Raw genomic sequence first — 16019 nt, 5'->3', positions numbered from 1 at the left:
TTCATGGCCGACGCCGCCGTCTCCAAGGCCGCCTCCTCGATCCCCAGCGCCAAGTCGCTGTGGGAAGGGATCCTGCGCGGCGAAATGGGACTGGCCCTGGGCGTCGTGGGCATCATCGTCCTGCTGATCATCCCGGTCCCGGCGATCATGCTGGACCTGCTGCTGGCCATCTCCCTGACCGGCGCGGTGCTGATCCTGATGACGGCGGTGCTGATCAAGAAGCCGCTGGAATTCACCTCGTTCCCGACCGTCCTGCTGGTCGCCACCCTCTATCGCCTGGGCCTGAACGTGGCCTCGACGCGCCTGATCCTCGGCCACGGCCAGGAAGGCTCGCACGGGGCCGGCGCGGTGATCGCCGCCTTCGGCAACCTGATGATGCAGGGCAATTTCGTCATCGGGGTGATCGTCTTCATCATCCTGGTGGTGGTGAACTTCATGGTCGTCACCAAGGGTTCGGGTCGGATCGCCGAGGTCGCGGCCCGTTTCACCCTGGACGCCATGCCCGGCAAGCAGATGGCCATCGACGCCGACCTGTCGACCGGCTTGATCGACCAGGACACCGCCAAGCAGCGCCGCAAGGACCTGGAGCAGGAAAGCACCTTCTTCGGAGCCATGGACGGCGCCAGCAAGTTCGTGAAGGGCGACGCCGTCGCCGGCCTGATCATCACCGCGATCAACATCGTCGGCGGCATCCTGATCGGCGTCGTCCAGCACAAGATGCCGATCGGCGAGGCCAGCGCTTCCTACACCATCATGACCATCGGCGACGGCCTGGTCAGCCAGATCCCGGCCCTGATCATCTCGATCGCCGCCGGCATGGTCGTGTCCAAGGCCGGGGTCGAGGGCAGCGCCAACAAGGCCCTGACCACCCAGCTGGCCATGAACCCGGTCGCCCTGGGCATGGTCTCGGCGTCTTCCGGCGTCATCGCCCTGATCCCGGGCATGCCGATCATCCCGTTCGCGGCCCTGGCCGCCGGCGCGGGCTTCCTGGCCTATCGCCGCGTGCAGAAGGCCAAGGAGCCGCAGCCGCTGGATCCCGCCGCCCTGGCGGCCTTGGCCGAAGCCTCCGCCGAGCCGGAGGAAGAGCCGATCAGCGCCTCCCTGGCCATCGACGACGTCAAGATCGAGCTGGGCTACGGCCTGCTGACCCTGATCAACGACCTGGACGGCCGCAAGCTGACCGACCAGATCCGCGCCCTGCGCAAGACCCTGGCCACCGAGTTCGGCTTCGTCATGCCGCCGGTCCGCATCCTGGACAACATGCGCCTGGCCAACCAGGGCTATGCGATCCGCATCAAGGAGATGGAGGCCGGGGCCGGCGAGGTCCGCCTGGGCTGCCTGATGGCCATGGACCCGCGCGGCGGCCAGGTCGAGCTGCCGGGCGAGCACGTGCGCGAGCCCGCCTTCGGCCTGCCCGCCACCTGGGTGGAGGAGGCCATGCGCGAGGAGGCCACCTTCCGCGGCTACACCATCGTCGATCCGGCCACCGTGCTGACCACGCACCTGACCGAGATCCTCAAAGAAAACATGGCCGACCTGCTCTCGTACGCCGAGGTGCAGAAGCTGCTGAAGGACCTGCCCGAGGGCCAGAAGAAGCTGGTCGACGACCTGATCCCCTCGGTGGTCAGCGCCACGACCATCCAGCGCGTGCTGCAGGCCCTGCTGAAGGAGCGCGTGTCGATCCGCGACCTGCCGCAGATCCTGGAAGGCATCGGCGAGGCCGCGCCGCACACCGCCTCGGTCATCCAGCTGGTCGAGCAGGTCCGCGCCCGCCTGGGCCGCCAGCTGTGCTGGGCCAATCGCGGCGAGGACGGCGCGCTGCCGATCATCACCCTGTCGGCCGAGTGGGAGCAGGCCTTCGCCGAGGCCCTGGTCGGGCCGGGCGAGGACAAGCAGCTGGCTCTGGCGCCCTCGCGCCTGCAGGACTTCATCCGCGGCGTGCGCGACGCTTTCGACCGCGCCGCCATGGCCGGCGACAGCGCCGTGCTGCTGACCAGCCCCGGCGTGCGCCCCTACGTCCGTTCGATCATCGAGCGCTTCCGCGGCCAGACCGTGGTGATGAGCCAGAACGAAATCCATCCGCGCGCGCGCCTGCGCACCGTCGGCATGGTCTAGGTCAGTCAACGGTCAAGTTTTCGGCCCTCTCGCCTAGAAAAAGCCTGGAAGCGCCCAGAAATGGTCACGGGTTGTTACTGATTATTTCGGAACCGTTGCCGAGAGGTCGCGTTCGGTTTTGTAAGGCGGGGGCCTTCACGACGGAGCGCTACTAATGAAAACCAAGATCGCCATGTTCGCCGCCGCCGCGACTCTTTCGCTGGCGGGCGCCGCGTTCGCCCAATCGACGAGCTCGACCGGAACTCCGGCCGCCGGCGCCATGACGCCCTCGGGCCACACCATGCCGTCCGCCCAGACCACCCCGTCCGGAACGACCTCGGCCACGCCAGCCACGCCGGCGTCGCCCTCAACCGGCACGCAGGCTTCTCCGGCCACGCCCGCCAGCCCCGCCACGGGCGCGGGCGCGCCGACCGGCGCGACCGGGACCGCGGGCACGGCGGCTGACGCCGACGCGGCGGGTACGCCGTCCTCGGCCAATGTGGCCCTGGACCTGAAGGTCGGCTCCGAGGTCAAGGATCCCTCCGGCGCCGTGGTCGGCACCATCGCCGGCACCACCGCCGGCGCCGACGGCTCGACCAACGTGGTCGTGACCAGCGGCGACAAGAAGTTCGCCCTGCCCAAGGCCAGCTTCAGCGCCGCCGCCACCGGCGGCCTGCAGACCACGGCCACCAAGGCGCAGATCGACGCCACCCTGGCCGGCGCCAAGCCCCAATAACCAACGATCGTCGTCTGACGATCCGAAGCCCGCTCGGCATTGCCGAGCGGGCTTCGCGCTGCTAGCGATGGCGTCAGTACCCGGCGGAGCTCCCGCTGACATGAGGGGTGTCGGATGGCTCCGGCCAGAAATTCCAAGGCGCGCGGCTCGAACGGTCTGTTCTGGGACTTGCTGACGTTCGACCGTCTCGTCACGGGGCCGGTGATTCACCTGATCTACTGGGCCGGGCTGGGCGTCGTGGCCTTGTTCGCCTTTTCGGTGGTCGGCGCCGCCGTCGGCCTGGCGCTGAAGGAGCCCGGCCTGCAGTCGCTGCTGCTGGCCTTTCCCGTGCTGATCGCCGGCCTGCTGGTCGCCGCCGCCATGGTGCTGCTGTGGCGCGCCTTCTGCGAGTTCTATGTCGCCATCTTCCGGATCAGCGAAGACCTGCGCGCCCTGCGCCAGGCCAGCGACGCCGACCACGCCGTGGCCGTCGCCACCCGTCCGCCGGTTCAGGCGACGGCCCAGAAGCCGATCGGCTGAGCCTGGCGATCCCTGCGACCGAATAACGCGGTTTACGAAAATTCATCGCAAAGCTTGAGGGCGAGGATCATCCTCGGCGTCTAAGCGGCAGGAGACCTGTCGAGTCTCCGCCTGGAGACGCACGTTGGCCGATCAAGAACCTCACCTCGTCGATATCCATGTGGGCGCGCGCATCCGGATGCGTCGCAAATCCATGGGCCTGAGCCAGACGCAACTGGCCGACAGCGTGGGCATCACCTTCCAGCAGCTGCAGAAATACGAGCGCGGCGCCAACCGCGTCAGCGCCTCCAAGCTTTACGGCATGGCCGTGACCCTGCAGACCTCGGTGGCCTGGTTCTTCGAGGGCATGCCGCCCGAGGTGGACGGCGACGGCGACAAGCGCATCGAGGCCGTGCGCCGCTTCATGGCCACCGAAGAGGGGGTCGAGCTGGCCTCGCTGGTGCCCCAGCTGCCGCCGGCCCAGCGCCGGCAGATCTTGGCCCTGGCCAAGACGCTGTGCGCCGAAGACGATGACGACCAGCCGGGCGGGACGAGCAAGGCTTAGGGCGGAGCGACCTTCCGCCGCGCTCCCAACGAGTCCATCATTCCCGCCCTTGTGGCGGGAAGCCCTCTGTCCGCCGCAGGTGCGGGGGCGTGGCGCGCCGGCGCGCCAAGGCATTTCATCGTCAGCTGAACCAGGGATTCCCGCCACACGGGCGGGAATGACGGATCAAGGCGAAGGCCTTGGGTGCTGACGGAGTCGCCCGAGACAGCTGAATCTCGATCCGCCCTAACCCCTGAACGCCCCGACCAGGGCCGCCGCGCCGGCCTTGGGGCGGCCGGCGTTGTCGAAGGCGGCCGGAGCGTCGGCGGCGTTCTCCGCCGTCAGCCAGGAATCGCGATCGCGCAGGCCCCACAGGGTGAAGGCGAAGCGCTGGCGCTCGGGCAGGGCCATGAACGCCTCGGCGGTCTCGGCGTAGACGGCCGCCTGGCGGCGCTGCAGCTCGGTGCGGGACAGCAGCTTGTTCTCGGCGCGGGTCAGCGACACGTCCAGTTCGGACACGTGGATCGGCAGGCCCAGGCCGGCCAGGTCGCGGATCATCCGCGTGATCTCGCCCGGCGCGATGTCGGCCGCCACATGCATCTGGGTGCCCAGGCCGGTCAGCGGCGCGCCCGAGGCCAGCAGGCGCTCGGCCAGGTTCAGGAAGGTGGCGCGCTTCCTGGGATAGTATTCGAGATTGTAGTCGTTCAGCAGCAAGGTGGCCTGCGGGTCGGCCTCGCGGGCCGTGCGATAGGCCAGGGCGATGTGCTCGAAGGCGCCCAGGCGCTGGGCCCACAGGCTGTCGCGCCAGCCGTCGCCGTCCTCGGCCACCGCCTCGTTGACCACGTCCCAGCCGACCACCTGGCCGCGATAGCGGCCGGCCACGGCGAGGATGTAGTTGCGATAGGCGTCGGCGAAGCCGATGCGGTTCTCGTCGAGCCGCTGAAAGGCCTCCGGCGCCTGGGCGTACCAGACCAGGGTGTGGCCCAGCAGGCCCATGCCGTGGGCGCGGGCGAAGGCGGCGATGCGGTCGGGGGCCTCGAAGTGGAAGGACCCGTCCGGCTGGACGATGTATTCCATCTTCATCTGCCACTCGGGGGTCAGCTGGCTGACCTCGCGGGCCAGGAGGCCGGCCAGGGCCGGGTCGTCCAGGTGCAGGGCCTGGACGCAGGCGCCGACCCGGAACGGCGCGACGGCCTTCAGCGGCGGCAGGTCGGCGGGGATGGGCTGGCCCTGGGCCTTCGGGCCGCAGGCGGACAGGGCGAGGGCGCCGGCCAGGACCGTGCGGCGCGATATCTCCTCCCCCGTGGAGCGAAGCGCAACGGGGAAGGGGGACCGCGAAGCGGTGGAGGGGGCGTCTAGTGGCGACGAGGTCGGCGTCGGGACGCCCCCTCCGTCACGATGCGTATTCGCATCGCGCCACCTCCCCCGTTTCACGGGTGAGGAGTAGAGGCTGTCACCGCCCACCGGCCGCCGCCCGCCGCAGGCCCAGTTCGTCCAGGGCGGCGATCTCCAGCTTGCCCACCAGCTTGGCCTTGGCGACCTTGGCGGCCTCGGCGACGTGCTCGTATTTCTTGAGGTTCTCGAAGGCCAGGGCCAGGGCGTCACGGGCCCCGGCCTCCTCGATCAGGATCTGGTCGATCTCCAGCAGGGCCTGGTCGCGGCGGATCTTCGAGCCCTGGCGGAAGCCGATCATGTACCAGCCGGCCTCGACGTCGCCCTGGGCCCGCATCGCCTCGGCCTCGGACTCCGCGTCCAGGGTGGCGACCCTCATCTCGGCGGTCTGGCGACGCTCGACGATGTCGGCCAGGCGCTTCTGCAGGGTCTCGACCTCGTGGTTCGAGATGCGGATCAGGGAGTCGGCCCACTTGGTCATCAGGCGGCGTCGCTTTGCAGGATGTGGGCGAGGTAGCCGAAGCTGTCGTCGAGGCTGGTGGCCTCGTCGGGGCTCTGGCCGAGGAAGGCCTCGAGCGCCGGGTTGAGGCGGATGGCGCGGTCGATCAGCGGGTCGGCCCCGGCGCGGTAGGCGCCGATGCGGATCAGCTCTTCCATGTTCGAATAGGCCGCCAGGGTCTGGCGGGCGGCCTTGACGACCTCGCGCTCCTCCGGCGTCTGGCAGCCGGGCATGGTCCGGCTGATGGACTTGAGGACGTTGATCGCCGGGAAGCGGCCGCGCTCGGCGATGGCCCGCTCCATGACGATGTGGCCGTCCAGGATGCCCCGGGCGGCGTCGGCGATCGGCTCGTTGTGGTCGTCGCCGTCGACCAGCACCGTGAACAGGGCGGTGATCGGGGCGGCGGTGGTGCCGTCGGGGCGGATCGGGCCGGGGCCGGCGCGCTCCAGCAGCTTGGGCAGCTCGGTGAAGACGGTGGGGGTGTAGCCCTTGGTGGTCGGCGGCTCGCCGGCGGCCAGGCCGATCTCGCGCTGGGCCATGGCGAAGCGGGTCACCGAGTCCATCAGGCAGAGGACTTCCTGGTCCTGGTCGCGCAGGAACTCGGCGACGGCCAGGGTCATGTAGGCGGCCTGGCGGCGGGTCAGGGCCGGCTCGTCCGAGGTGGCGACCACGACGATGGCGCGCTTGAGCCCTTCCTCGCCGAGGGTCTCCTCGATGAACTCGCGGACCTCGCGGCCCCGCTCGCCGATCAGACCGACCACGACGGCGTCGCAGCTGGCCTCCTTGGCCAGCATCGACAGCAGCACCGACTTGCCCACGCCCGAGCCGGCGAAGATGCCCAGGCGCTGGCCGCGGCAGGTGGTGGTGAAGACGTTCATCGACCGCACGCCCAGGTCCAGGCGCTCGCCGACCCGGCCGCGGGCGTGGGCCGGCGGCGGCGGGGTCTTCAGGGGGTAGGGGACGTCGCCCTGCGGCAGCGGGCCCAGCCCGTCGATCGGTTCGCCGAAGGCGTTGATGATGCGGCCCAGCCAGGCCTTGGTCGGGCGGACCACGGCGCCCTCGGGCATGATGCGGATCTCGGCGCCGGGAGCCACGCCCTCGACGGGGCCGAACGGCATCAGCAGGGCGCGGGTCTCGCGGAAGCCGACCACCTCGGCCGGCAGCACCGGCAGGCCCAGGCGCTCGATCTCGACCCGGGCGCCGACGGCGAGACGGGTCAGCCCGCCGCGGGCCTCGATCAGGAGGCCGTTCACGGCGGCGACGCGACCGAAGATGGTCAGCGGATCGATACGTTCGACGGCGGCGATCAGGCTTCGCAAGCGGGGCTCCCGACGGCTCGAAGCCCAGCTTTGGGCCTCGCGCGTTAATGGGGAGTGAAGTAGACCGACATGGTTAATCGGCCCTTGAGGATTGCGGTTAAGCCGGGGGCTGCGGCTTTATGACCATGCCCTCGACCCCGCCGATCCCGCCGTTCGCCGACGCGAGCGACTTCCGGCGAAAACGACGATGAAACCCGCCGCGGCGGGACGTCGCGGGCCTCGAACGGTCAGGCTTGCGGCCACGCTCCGAAACGCGCGGCCAAGGCTGTAAATTTCTCGCGACAGAACGCCGCAATCTCGCCTTACAGGTGAACGGCGCGGCCTAGCGGACGCGGGCGAGGGGAAGCAATCAGGCCCTTTACAACTCCCGATTTCCGGGCTTTCGGGCCGAAAGGAATCGTCTTGACGACCTGTCCACAGCCCCCTGCGACCTTTGCGCCAAATGAGTCGCTGGCCGCTTGCGCCCGATTCGCAAATCAGATTAACCATTTCCTCAGCGAGATCATTCACCATTAACCTGTCTTAAATTAACTGTCCGGCAGAGTGCAGGACGGGTTTCACCGGCGGTATTCCGCCTAGCTGTCGAATAATGCCGCCCAAGGGCGGGGAGGGCTGCATGCGCGTACTGTTGATCGAGGATGACAGCGCCACCGCGCAGACCATCGAGCTGATGCTGAAGTCTGAAGGCTTCAACGTCTACACGACGGATCTTGGCGAAGAGGGCGTGGATCTGGGCAAGATCTATGACTACGACCTCATCCTGCTGGACCTGAATCTGCCGGACATGAGCGGCCTGGATGTTCTGCGCACCCTGCGGGTGGCGAAGGTGAACACGCCGATCATGATCCTGTCGGGCAGCGCCGAAATCGACACGAAGGTGAAGACCTTCTCGGGCGGCGCCGACGACTACATGACCAAGCCGTTCCACAAGGACGAGATGATCGCCCGCATCCACGCGGTGGTCCGTCGTTCGAAGGGTCACGCCCAGTCGGTGATCAAGACCGGCGACATCATCGTCAACCTCGACGCCAAGACCGTCGAAGTGAACGGCAACCGCGTGCATCTGACCGGCAAGGAATATCAGATGCTGGAGCTGCTTTCCTTGCGCAAGGGCACGACCCTGACCAAGGAGATGTTCCTCAACCACCTGTACGGCGGCATGGACGAGCCGGAACTGAAGATCATCGACGTCTTCATCTGCAAGCTGCGCAAGAAGCTGGCGGCCTCCGCCCAGGGCAAGCACCACATCGAGACCGTCTGGGGCCGCGGCTACGTGCTGCGCGACCCGAACGAACAGGTCAACGCGGCGTAAGCCGGCACGGCTCCAAATTCGAAAAGTTGAGCGCCCGCCTCTTCGGAGGCGGGCGTTTTCTTTTGTAGGAACAGGGCGTTAACCCTGTCCGTGACAAATCGCCCGAAGCACCGAATAGTCCTTGCTCGAACATGGCGTCATCCGCCATTTTCCGGCGCGAGGTTTTGCTGGGGGGCGTCCCAGCCGTGTCCTTCTGAACGCACGCGGCATCGCTACCAGTCGGGGGCTTGATGCAGGAATTCGATCCGAGACGGCCGACCCTGCGTCTGGCCCCGAAGGTCTTCACCGCGATCGCCGGCCTGGCCGCCCTGGGCCTGGGGTGGAAGCTGACCGCGCCGGACGCGCCGGTGCAGATGGCCCGCGCCCCGCTGGACGCCAACGCCCTGGCCGCCCTGCAGCACGCCGCCTTCGCCAGCGCCGAGGCCCAGCCGGGCTTCGAGCGTCCGGAATCGATCCCCGTCCAGGTGCGGCCCGGCGAGACCCTGGAAGGCGCGGTGCTGCGCACCGGCATCGCCCCCAACGACGCCCGACAGGTGGTGGCCGCCCTGCAGGGCGCGATCGACACCGTCAACATCAAGGCCGGCATGGCCTTCGAGGCCGCTATCGCCGAGCGCCGCAATGGCCGCGCCGGCTCGGCCCGCCTGATCGGCCTGTCGATGCGCACCGGCCCGTCCTCGACCCTGACCGTCTCGCGCACCTTCGACGGCGCGATGAAGCTGCGCGAGCTCGAGGAAAAGGTCACCGACGAGACCAAGGTGGCCTGCGGCGAGATGAAGGGGTCGTTCTACGAGAGCGTGGCCGACGTGGGCGGCACCCCGGCGGTGATCAGCCAGGCGGCCAAGCTGTTCTCGCACAAGATCGACTTCTCGCGCGACATCAAGGAGGGCGACCGCTTCTGCCTGGTGTTCGACCGCAAGGTCACGGAAAGCGGTCGCACGGTCGAGGCCGGCGACCTGGAATACGCCGAGGTCAAGGGCCAGAAGTTCTACGCCTTCGAGCGCTCCGGAGACGACGGCAAGCCGCAGTTCTTCGACGAGCTGGGCAAGAACATCAAGGGCTTCCTGCTGCGCACTCCAGTCGACGGGGCCCGCATCACCTCCACCTTCGGCCAGCGCAAGCACCCGGTGCTGGGCTACACCCGCGCCCACAAGGGCGTCGACTTCGGGGCCGGCACGGGCACCCCGATCCTGGCGGCCGGCGACGGCGTGGTGCTGGAGGCCCGCCGCTGGAGCGGCTACGGCAACTGGCTGCGCATCCGCCATTCGGGCCAGTGGGACACCGGCTACGGCCACATCTCGCGCTACGCCCCGGGCATCCGTCCCGGCGTCCACGTGCGCCAGGGTCAGGTCGTGGCCTATGTAGGCTCCACCGGCCTGGCGACCGGCCCGCACCTGCACTACGAGGTCTGGCTGAACGGCCAGCGGGTCAACCCGATCGGCGCCAAGGTGCCGCAGGGCACCATCCTGGCGGGCGCGGAGCTGTCGCGCTTCAAGGCCCAGCGCGCCCACATCGACACCCTGCTGGCGCAGGGCGGCGACGCGGTTCAGGATCCGTCGGCGCCGAAACTGGCCCTGGCCAGCCTGGACAAGTCCAAGGGGCCGACGCTGCGGTAGGATGCGCGATACATTCTGGGGTTGATCTCGCCATGGTCTCGCTGCAGGCTGAACGGCGGAGCATCCGTTGCGCGCATCCCCGGGGGTAGTCTTGTCTCGTTCGAAACTCGTCGCGCTGGCCGCGGCTGTCGTCGTCTGTGTCGCGCCCAGCTTCGCGACCGCCCAGTCTGCGCCGGACATCGCGGCGGGGACCAAGGTGACCTTCCTGGAGGCCACCTACATGCCAAATTCCATCACCTTGAAGATCGACGCGCCGTTTGGGGCCTGCGCCGCTGGAACGCTTCTGCGCTATTTTCCCCAGGGCGCGGACGCGGGCGCCCAGGCGCTGAACATCCAAGCCGTCTTCTCGCTGCTGCTGACCGCCAAGGTCTCAAACCAGCGCGTCATACTTACCGGCTACAGCGCCGACTGCACGGCGGTGCGCTTCGTCACCCTCGGCTGACGCCTGGCGACGGCGAGGCGTCCCAGGGCGCTACTGCAGGACCTGGGTCCAGTATCCGGCCTGGTCTTGCTGGAAGAGCGTCAAGTCGCCCTGTCTTTGATCGCCGGCGACGGCGAGTTTGTGGCTGTAGCGAGCGCCTTCGGGGTCATGGGCGACACCACCTGATAGAAGCGACCTCGCGTGGGCCATCCGTAGATCCTCGCCGAAGCGAGGCCGCCTTGCGGACTACGTACCCAAATCTCCCGCTTCACCTCCAACGCCGTCTCGTCGCGATTGGCCAGGAACAGCTCTATGGCCGCTTGGTCGGCGGCCGGCACGCGTCCAAGCCGTCGCGAAATCCGTGGCCAGGCGAGACGTGCGGCCAGGCCGAGGGCCAACAGGGCGGACAGAATGAGATAGGCGTAGGTTATCGACCGCAGCATAAGGCGCCGCTTGGTCGCTCAAGACAGGAAACGCCCGAGCTTGACCATCGCTCCGCCGCATCCCATCCCAGGGCGATGAAAGTCTTCCCCGCCCTGAAGCCCGACTCCGAGGACATGCTGCACCTCGACGCTCTGCGCATCGTCGGGGCGCTGATGATCGTGGTCTTTCACTTCAACCGCTACATCAACCTGGACGGGCGCTGGCCGGTGGCCGACGACATGATCAAGGGCTTCAGCCTGATCGTCGACCTGTTCTTCCTGATCTCCGGCTATGTGATGGCGGCGATCTATACCGGCCGGCTGACCAGCTGGAGCAAGTACGCGACCTTCCTGAAGAAGCGGGTGGCGCGGCTGGGGCCGCTGCACTGGGCGACAATGCTGGTGTTCGTCGGCGTCTGGGCGGCGGGCGTCATGGGCTGGGGCGGGGATGTCGACCCCAGGCGCTACGACCTGGCCTGCATCGCGCCCAACCTCCTGTTCGTCCACGCCTGGCATACCTGCCACAGCCAGACCTGGAACTTCGTCAGCTGGGCGATCAGCGCCGAGATGGGCCTCTACCTGGCCCTGCCGTTGCTGTTCTGGATCACCGGGCGCGGGCGGATCGTCACCGCCCTGGCGGCGGTCGCCAGCTTCGTCGTGCTGCTGCTGAACCCCGACGGCGACATGCCCTTCCACCAGTGGACCTGGAACTTCGGAGTGCTGCGCGCCGTGCCAGGCTTCCTGCTGGGCATGCTGGCGTTCCAGCTGCGCGACGTGCTGGGCCGCCTGCCGCTGGCCCGGTTCTGGATGTGGGGGCTGCTGGCGGCGTTCCTGGTCGCCTCGACCTTCCGGATCGAGCGGACCCTGCTGCTGCTGATCGTCTACGCCGCGGGTCTGGCCGGCGTCGCCGCCGATGCGGCCGGCGCCCAGGGCGGGGTCAGCCGCCGCCTGGCGCCCTGGGCTCAGCTGAGCTTCAGCCTCTACCTGCTGCACCCGATCGCCCTGAAGATGGGGATCAACTGGGTCGGGGTGGCCCGCTTCGGCCTGAACGGCGACGCCCTGCGGCTGTGGGTGCTGTTCTGGGTGCTGGCCCTGATCCCGCTGGCCTATCTGTCGCTGGTGCTGTTCGAGCGGCCGGCGCGGGATTGGATTTCAGGGCTGGGCCTGAAGAAGACCCTCTCCCAGAGGGAGAGGGAGGGGCCCGCCGCGTAGCGGTGGGAGGGTGAGGGGCTTGTGAGTCTGACGGCGTGCCGACACGCCGGTTGACGGCGTAACCCCTCGTCCTCCCACGCCTGACGGCGCGGGCCCCTCCTTCTCCCTCTGGGAGAAGGTTCAAGAGAGCCTGTCCACCCACCCCGGCAGTTCCCCGATCGACCCCAGTTCCGCATAGCGCGCGTGTTCCTTCGGCGCCGTCGCCGCCTCGTGCGCCCAGACCAGCGGGTACGGGATCAGCGCCGCCCAGGCGCCGGCCTCCAGCGCCGGGATGATGTCGGACTTGACCGAATTGCCGGCCATCACCGCCTGCTCCGGGCCGGAGCCGTGGCGGGCGAACACCCGGCGATAGGTGTCGGCGTCCTTCTCCGAGACGATCTCGACGGCGGCGAACAGGTCGCCCAGGCCCGAGGCGGCCAGTTTTTGTTCCTGGTGCAGCAGGTCGCCCTTGGTGACCAGCACCAGACGATAGCGCTGGGACAGCTCCGCCAGGGCCTTTTCGACACCGGGCAGGGGCTCGACCGGTTCGGTCAGCATCTCGCGGCCGGCGGCCAGGATCTGGCGGATGACGCCGATGCTGACCTGGCTGTTGGTCAGGTCCATCGCCGTCTCGATCATCGACAGGGTGAAGCCCTTGGCCCCGTAGCCGTAGAGCCGCAGGTTGCGCTTCTCGGTCTCGGCCAGCTTGGCGTCGATCCGCTCGGCGTCGCCATAGGGGGCCAGCAGCTCGACGAACCGCTTGTGGGTCAGGCGAAAGATGGTCTCGTTGTGCCAAAGGGTGTCGTCGGCGTCGACGCCAACGGTGGTGACGGGCATGGAAGGCTCTCCGGATCTCGCCCGGTGATACGACGCGTCGCCGGCCGAGGCCAAGGCGCGACGCGTCGCGGTCAGCCTTCCTCGCCGCCGCCTTGGCGATCGTCTTCGCCGTCGGTCCGGAACGTCCGTTCCTCCAGCTTGAGGCGTTCTTCCTCGAACCGGTTGGTCAGGTGGAGCATCTGCTCGGTCAGGTTCGCCGAGACGGCCGAGGCCGGCTCTTCGGCGAGATCGTCATAGAAATCGGACATGCAAAGCCACAGGCACGGTTAGGGCGCCCCCGCCCGTGCCCAACCAAACGATGTCGGCTGCCCGACGTTCCCACGGCCAAGATAGGTTTTTCTAGAAGGTCTGCGCCAGGAAGATGGCGGCGCTGACCGGCGCGGCGGCCATGAGCAGCACGCGCAGGCCCGTCTCGACCAGGCCGAACCAGTCGGCGGCGGCGGGGGCGATGCGGGTAACCGGCGGGCTCATGGGAGCAACTCCTTTGAAGCTCGACCATGAGCCCCTAGGCGTTGATGCGTCGACCGCGCGAACGGCCGCACCCCCCGCGACAAGTTGTTTCAGCCGTGGCGCTGGAGAGCCGGCCTGGGCGCGAGGCGCCGACTTTCAGCGGAGGTCTCCCCACCGTTGTCATCCCGGCTGTAGCGAAGCGGAAGGCCGGGATCCAGGAGCGCCGCAAGGCCTTCGCCCAGTCCCCTGGATCCCGGACAGCCTCTGCGAGGTTTCCGGGATGACAACGGTTTGGGCGAGCTTTCGGCGCTAGAGGGGGCGGTCAGGCCCAGGAAGACGGCGGTTGCGGCCTTTCCGAGGGCGGCGGCGGGCGCACGGCGGCGCAGGCCGGGTGGGCCTTGTAGACGCGCTTCAGCGAGGCGGGGAACCGGTGCAGGGCCGCGGCGGGCCGGATCGGCCGGGCCGACAGGTCGCCGCCGCAGTTGGGGCAGACCCCGGAGAATCGCGTCTCCACGCAGTCGGCGCAGAAGGTGCATTCGAACGTGCAGATCCGCGCGTCCGCGCTGTCGGGCGGCAGGTCGCGATCGCAGCACTCGCAATTGGGACGCAGTTCGAGCATGGGCCGTCCTCCCGTGTTCTTATGCTGATTGTGGCGCTTAACCCTTCCAGCATAGGGGCTGAGGCGGCTTGCGCGCGAGAGGACTCGTTCGTCGATCACGGGAATGTGGGGCGCAGCTTCGACTCGCGTGATCAGAGGGGTTGACCCCCCCGTCATACCCCCCTAGACACGCCGCCGTTTGCGCGGCGGGCAGGGGTTACTCCCGGCCCGCCTTTTTGCGAACATCGGCACCCACAGCATGCGTTTCAGGAGGCGCTTTCCGAGATGTCCCAAGACCTTCTCTCCAAGCCTTCTTTGCTCAAGGGCGTCACCGGCGTTCTGGCCCTGGCCGACGGCACGATCCTGCAGGGCGTCGGCTGCGGCGCGGTCGGCGACGCGGTCGGCGAGGTGTGTTTCAACACCGCCATGACCGGCTACCAGGAGATCCTGACCGATCCCTCCTACATGGCCCAGATCGTCGCCTTCACCTTCCCGCATGTGGGCAATGTCGGCACGAACGTCGAGGATCTGGAGCAGATGGCCGGCGGCGCCGAGACGGCGGCCCGCGGCGCGATCTTCCGCGACGCCCCGACCGACCAGGCCAACTGGCGCGCCGACAGCGATTTCGACGGCTGGATGAAGCGTCGCAACATGATCGGCCTGGCCGGCGTCGACACCCGGGCCCTGACCCGCAAGATCCGCGAGACCGGCATGCCGCACGGCGTGATCGCCCACTCGCCGACCGGCCAGTTCGACCTGGAGGCCCTGGTCGCCAAGGCCAAGGCCTGGGCCGGCTTGGAAGGCCTGGACCTGGCCAAGGACGCCTCGACCACCCAGACCTTCACCTGGGACGAAGGGCTGTGGTCGTGGCCGGAAGGCTACGCCAAGCTGGACAAGCCCAAGTACGAGGTCGTGGTCCTGGACTACGGCGTCAAGCGCAACATCCTGCGCGCCCTGGCCCATGTCGGCGCCCGGGCCACGGTGGTGCCGGCCAGCACCTCGGCCGAGGCGATCCTGGCCCGCAACCCCGACGGCGTGCTGCTGTCCAACGGCCCGGGCGACCCGGCGGCGACCGGCGAATACGCCGTGCCTGAGATCCAGAAGCTGGTCGCCAGCGGCAAGCCGGTGTTCGGCATCTGCCTGGGCCACCAGATGCTGGCCCTGGCGGTGGGCGCCAAGACCGTGAAGATGGAGCAGGGACACCACGGGGCCAACCACCCGGTGAAGGACCTGACCACCGGCAAGGTCGAGATCGTGTCGATGAACCACGGCTTCACCGTCGACAGCGCCAGCTTGCCCGCGGCCGTGACCGAGACCCACGTCTCGCTGTTCGACGGCACCAACGCCGGCATCGCCCTGGCGGACAAGCCGGTGTTCTCGGTGCAGCACCACCCGGAAGCCTCGCCCGGCCCGACCGACAGCCTCTACCTGTTCGAGCGCTTCGCCGGCCTGATGGACGCGGCGAAGTAGGCTTTTCTCCGGCTTCGGACCCGTTCGACGCCCGCGGCCCCCGCCGCGGGCGTCGTGCGTTCGCGGGGTTCACAAAACGACGACCAGATTGTCACGCCCCCATCACGGTCCCCGCGGGGGTGCGTGATAGCCTCCTTGCGTTCCGGTTCCCTTGCGACCCTTCGACGAGGATCCCATGACCTACGAACGCATCGGCGGCGAGGCGATCGCCAACGCCGCCATCGACGACTTCTTCCATCGCGCCCAGGACGACGACCTGCTGACCCACCTGATCGGGCCGGTGATCTCGGCGGGCGCCCGGTCGTTCATGGCCGCGGCCCTGGACCTCGACAACGACGACGAGGCCCGCCTGGCCCCGGCCCTGGCCTGGCTTTCGGACAGCGGCCCCGAGGACGAGGACCTGGACCACATGGTCGGCCACCTCGCCCTGGCGCTGGAGGCCCAAGGCGTCGGCGACGAGATCATCGCCGAGATCGCCGACCGCGCGGAAAGCCTGCGCGACGCCGCGCTGGGCGTCTGGCCAGACGAGGACGAGGAAGACGAAGACGAGGTGGCGGCTTAGGGGGATCGCCCAACACCCGAGCCCTCCCCCTTGATCCGTCATTCCCGCCCTTATGGTGGGA

At 68.6% G+C, this 16019-nt stretch carries 18 protein-coding genes; 11 read left to right on the top strand and 7 right to left on the bottom strand.

The genetic code is table 11. From position 1 onward, the window contains the following. Positions 1–3 precede the first annotated feature (3 nt). The 4 genes from flhA to BM066_RS02850 all read left to right on the top strand — a co-directional run bounded on the left by flhA (position 4) and on the right by BM066_RS02850 (position 3893). On the top strand, positions 4–2115 hold the full coding sequence (gene flhA / locus BM066_RS02865) for a flagellar biosynthesis protein FlhA (RefSeq protein ID WP_089924214.1): 2112 nt from the start codon (positions 4–6) through the stop codon (positions 2113–2115). A gap of 154 nt (positions 2116–2269) precedes the next feature. After that, positions 2270–2830, top strand: a complete 561-nt coding sequence (locus tag BM066_RS02860; protein WP_089924211.1) for a superantigen-like protein SSL4 — start codon at positions 2270–2272, stop codon at positions 2828–2830. A 114-nt stretch (positions 2831–2944) separates the two neighbouring features. After that, positions 2945–3349, top strand: coding sequence for a DUF4282 domain-containing protein (locus BM066_RS02855; RefSeq protein WP_089924209.1), 405 nt, complete (start codon positions 2945–2947; stop codon positions 3347–3349). 178 nt (positions 3350–3527) lie between these two features. Continuing rightward, positions 3528–3893, top strand: a complete 366-nt coding sequence (locus tag BM066_RS02850) for a helix-turn-helix domain-containing protein (protein ID WP_369823220.1) — start codon at positions 3528–3530, stop codon at positions 3891–3893. Between the two features lie 225 nt (positions 3894–4118). Here BM066_RS02850 and BM066_RS02845 read toward each other — a convergent pair whose 3' ends face one another. After that, a complete protein-coding gene (locus tag BM066_RS02845; RefSeq protein WP_369823221.1) occupies positions 4119–5072 on the bottom strand; it encodes an endo-1,4-beta-xylanase in 954 nt (317 codons plus the stop codon). A 91-nt stretch (positions 5073–5163) separates the two neighbouring features. Between BM066_RS02845 and BM066_RS26655 the strand changes: the two genes are divergently transcribed. Then, positions 5164–5319 carry a hypothetical protein gene (locus BM066_RS26655; protein ID WP_143093638.1) on the top strand — a complete coding sequence of 52 codons (156 nt, stop codon included), beginning with the start codon at positions 5164–5166 and terminating at the stop codon, positions 5317–5319. A gap of 6 nt (positions 5320–5325) precedes the next feature. Here BM066_RS26655 and BM066_RS02840 read toward each other — a convergent pair whose 3' ends face one another. Both BM066_RS02840 and fliI read right to left on the bottom strand, forming a co-directional pair. Beyond that, positions 5326–5745: a flagellar export protein FliJ gene (locus BM066_RS02840; RefSeq protein WP_089924202.1), complete on the bottom strand. Its 420-nt coding sequence runs from the start codon at positions 5743–5745 to the stop codon at positions 5326–5328. Then, on the bottom strand, positions 5745–7082 hold the full coding sequence (gene fliI / locus BM066_RS02835; RefSeq protein ID WP_089924199.1) for a flagellar protein export ATPase FliI: 1338 nt from the start codon (positions 7080–7082) through the stop codon (positions 5745–5747). Before fliI ends, BM066_RS02840 begins: the two co-directional genes overlap by 1 nt. Before the next feature lie 616 nt (positions 7083–7698). On the opposite strand from fliI, the gene ctrA reads away from it, so the two are divergent. The 4 genes from ctrA to BM066_RS02810 all read left to right on the top strand — a co-directional run bounded on the left by ctrA (position 7699) and on the right by BM066_RS02810 (position 12062). After that, a complete protein-coding gene (gene ctrA / locus BM066_RS02830; RefSeq protein ID WP_029914069.1) occupies positions 7699–8394 on the top strand; it encodes a response regulator transcription factor CtrA in 696 nt (231 codons plus the stop codon). A gap of 230 nt (positions 8395–8624) precedes the next feature. Next, a complete protein-coding gene (locus BM066_RS02825) occupies positions 8625–10007 on the top strand; it encodes a peptidoglycan DD-metalloendopeptidase family protein (protein WP_089924197.1) in 1383 nt (460 codons plus the stop codon). A gap of 91 nt (positions 10008–10098) precedes the next feature. Continuing rightward, entirely contained in the window at positions 10099–10449 is a 351-nt protein-coding gene (locus BM066_RS02820; RefSeq protein WP_089924194.1) for a hypothetical protein, read from the top strand. A gap of 497 nt (positions 10450–10946) precedes the next feature. Then, positions 10947–12062, top strand: coding sequence for an acyltransferase family protein (locus tag BM066_RS02810; protein ID WP_089924188.1), 1116 nt, complete (start codon positions 10947–10949; stop codon positions 12060–12062). 120 nt (positions 12063–12182) lie between these two features. Here BM066_RS02810 and BM066_RS02805 read toward each other — a convergent pair whose 3' ends face one another. The 4 genes from BM066_RS02805 to BM066_RS02800 form a co-directional block, all read right to left on the bottom strand. Beyond that, complete coding sequence (locus tag BM066_RS02805) at positions 12183–12878, bottom strand: HAD family hydrolase (RefSeq protein ID WP_089924187.1); 696 nt, start codon at positions 12876–12878, stop codon at positions 12183–12185. Positions 12879–12949: 71 nt separating this feature from the next. Continuing rightward, the gene (locus BM066_RS26320) at positions 12950–13126 is read right to left on the bottom strand and encodes a hypothetical protein (protein ID WP_177218362.1); all 177 of its coding nucleotides are present in this window, start codon (positions 13124–13126) and stop codon (positions 12950–12952) included. Positions 13127–13217: 91 nt separating this feature from the next. Continuing rightward, positions 13218–13349 (bottom strand): hypothetical protein, encoded by a 132-nt coding sequence (locus tag BM066_RS26795; protein WP_255367450.1) that lies wholly within the window; start codon positions 13347–13349, stop codon positions 13218–13220. Between the two features lie 301 nt (positions 13350–13650). Beyond that, positions 13651–13947: a DUF1272 domain-containing protein gene (locus BM066_RS02800; RefSeq protein ID WP_089924184.1), complete on the bottom strand. Its 297-nt coding sequence runs from the start codon at positions 13945–13947 to the stop codon at positions 13651–13653. Between the two features lie 264 nt (positions 13948–14211). Here BM066_RS02800 and carA point away from each other — a divergent pair, with 264 nt between their 5' ends. After that, entirely contained in the window at positions 14212–15396 is a 1185-nt protein-coding gene (gene carA, locus BM066_RS02795; RefSeq protein WP_089924182.1) for a glutamine-hydrolyzing carbamoyl-phosphate synthase small subunit, read from the top strand. A 175-nt stretch (positions 15397–15571) separates the two neighbouring features. Then, the gene (locus BM066_RS02790; RefSeq protein WP_089924180.1) at positions 15572–15958 is read left to right on the top strand and encodes a globin family protein; all 387 of its coding nucleotides are present in this window, start codon (positions 15572–15574) and stop codon (positions 15956–15958) included. The last annotated feature ends 61 nt before the right edge of the window (positions 15959–16019 follow it).

The sequence above is a fragment of the Caulobacter sp. UNC279MFTsu5.1 genome, assembly GCF_900114015.1.
Classification (GTDB): Bacteria; Pseudomonadota; Alphaproteobacteria; order Caulobacterales; family Caulobacteraceae; genus Caulobacter.
This window is presented reverse-complemented; position numbering and strand designations above follow the sequence as displayed.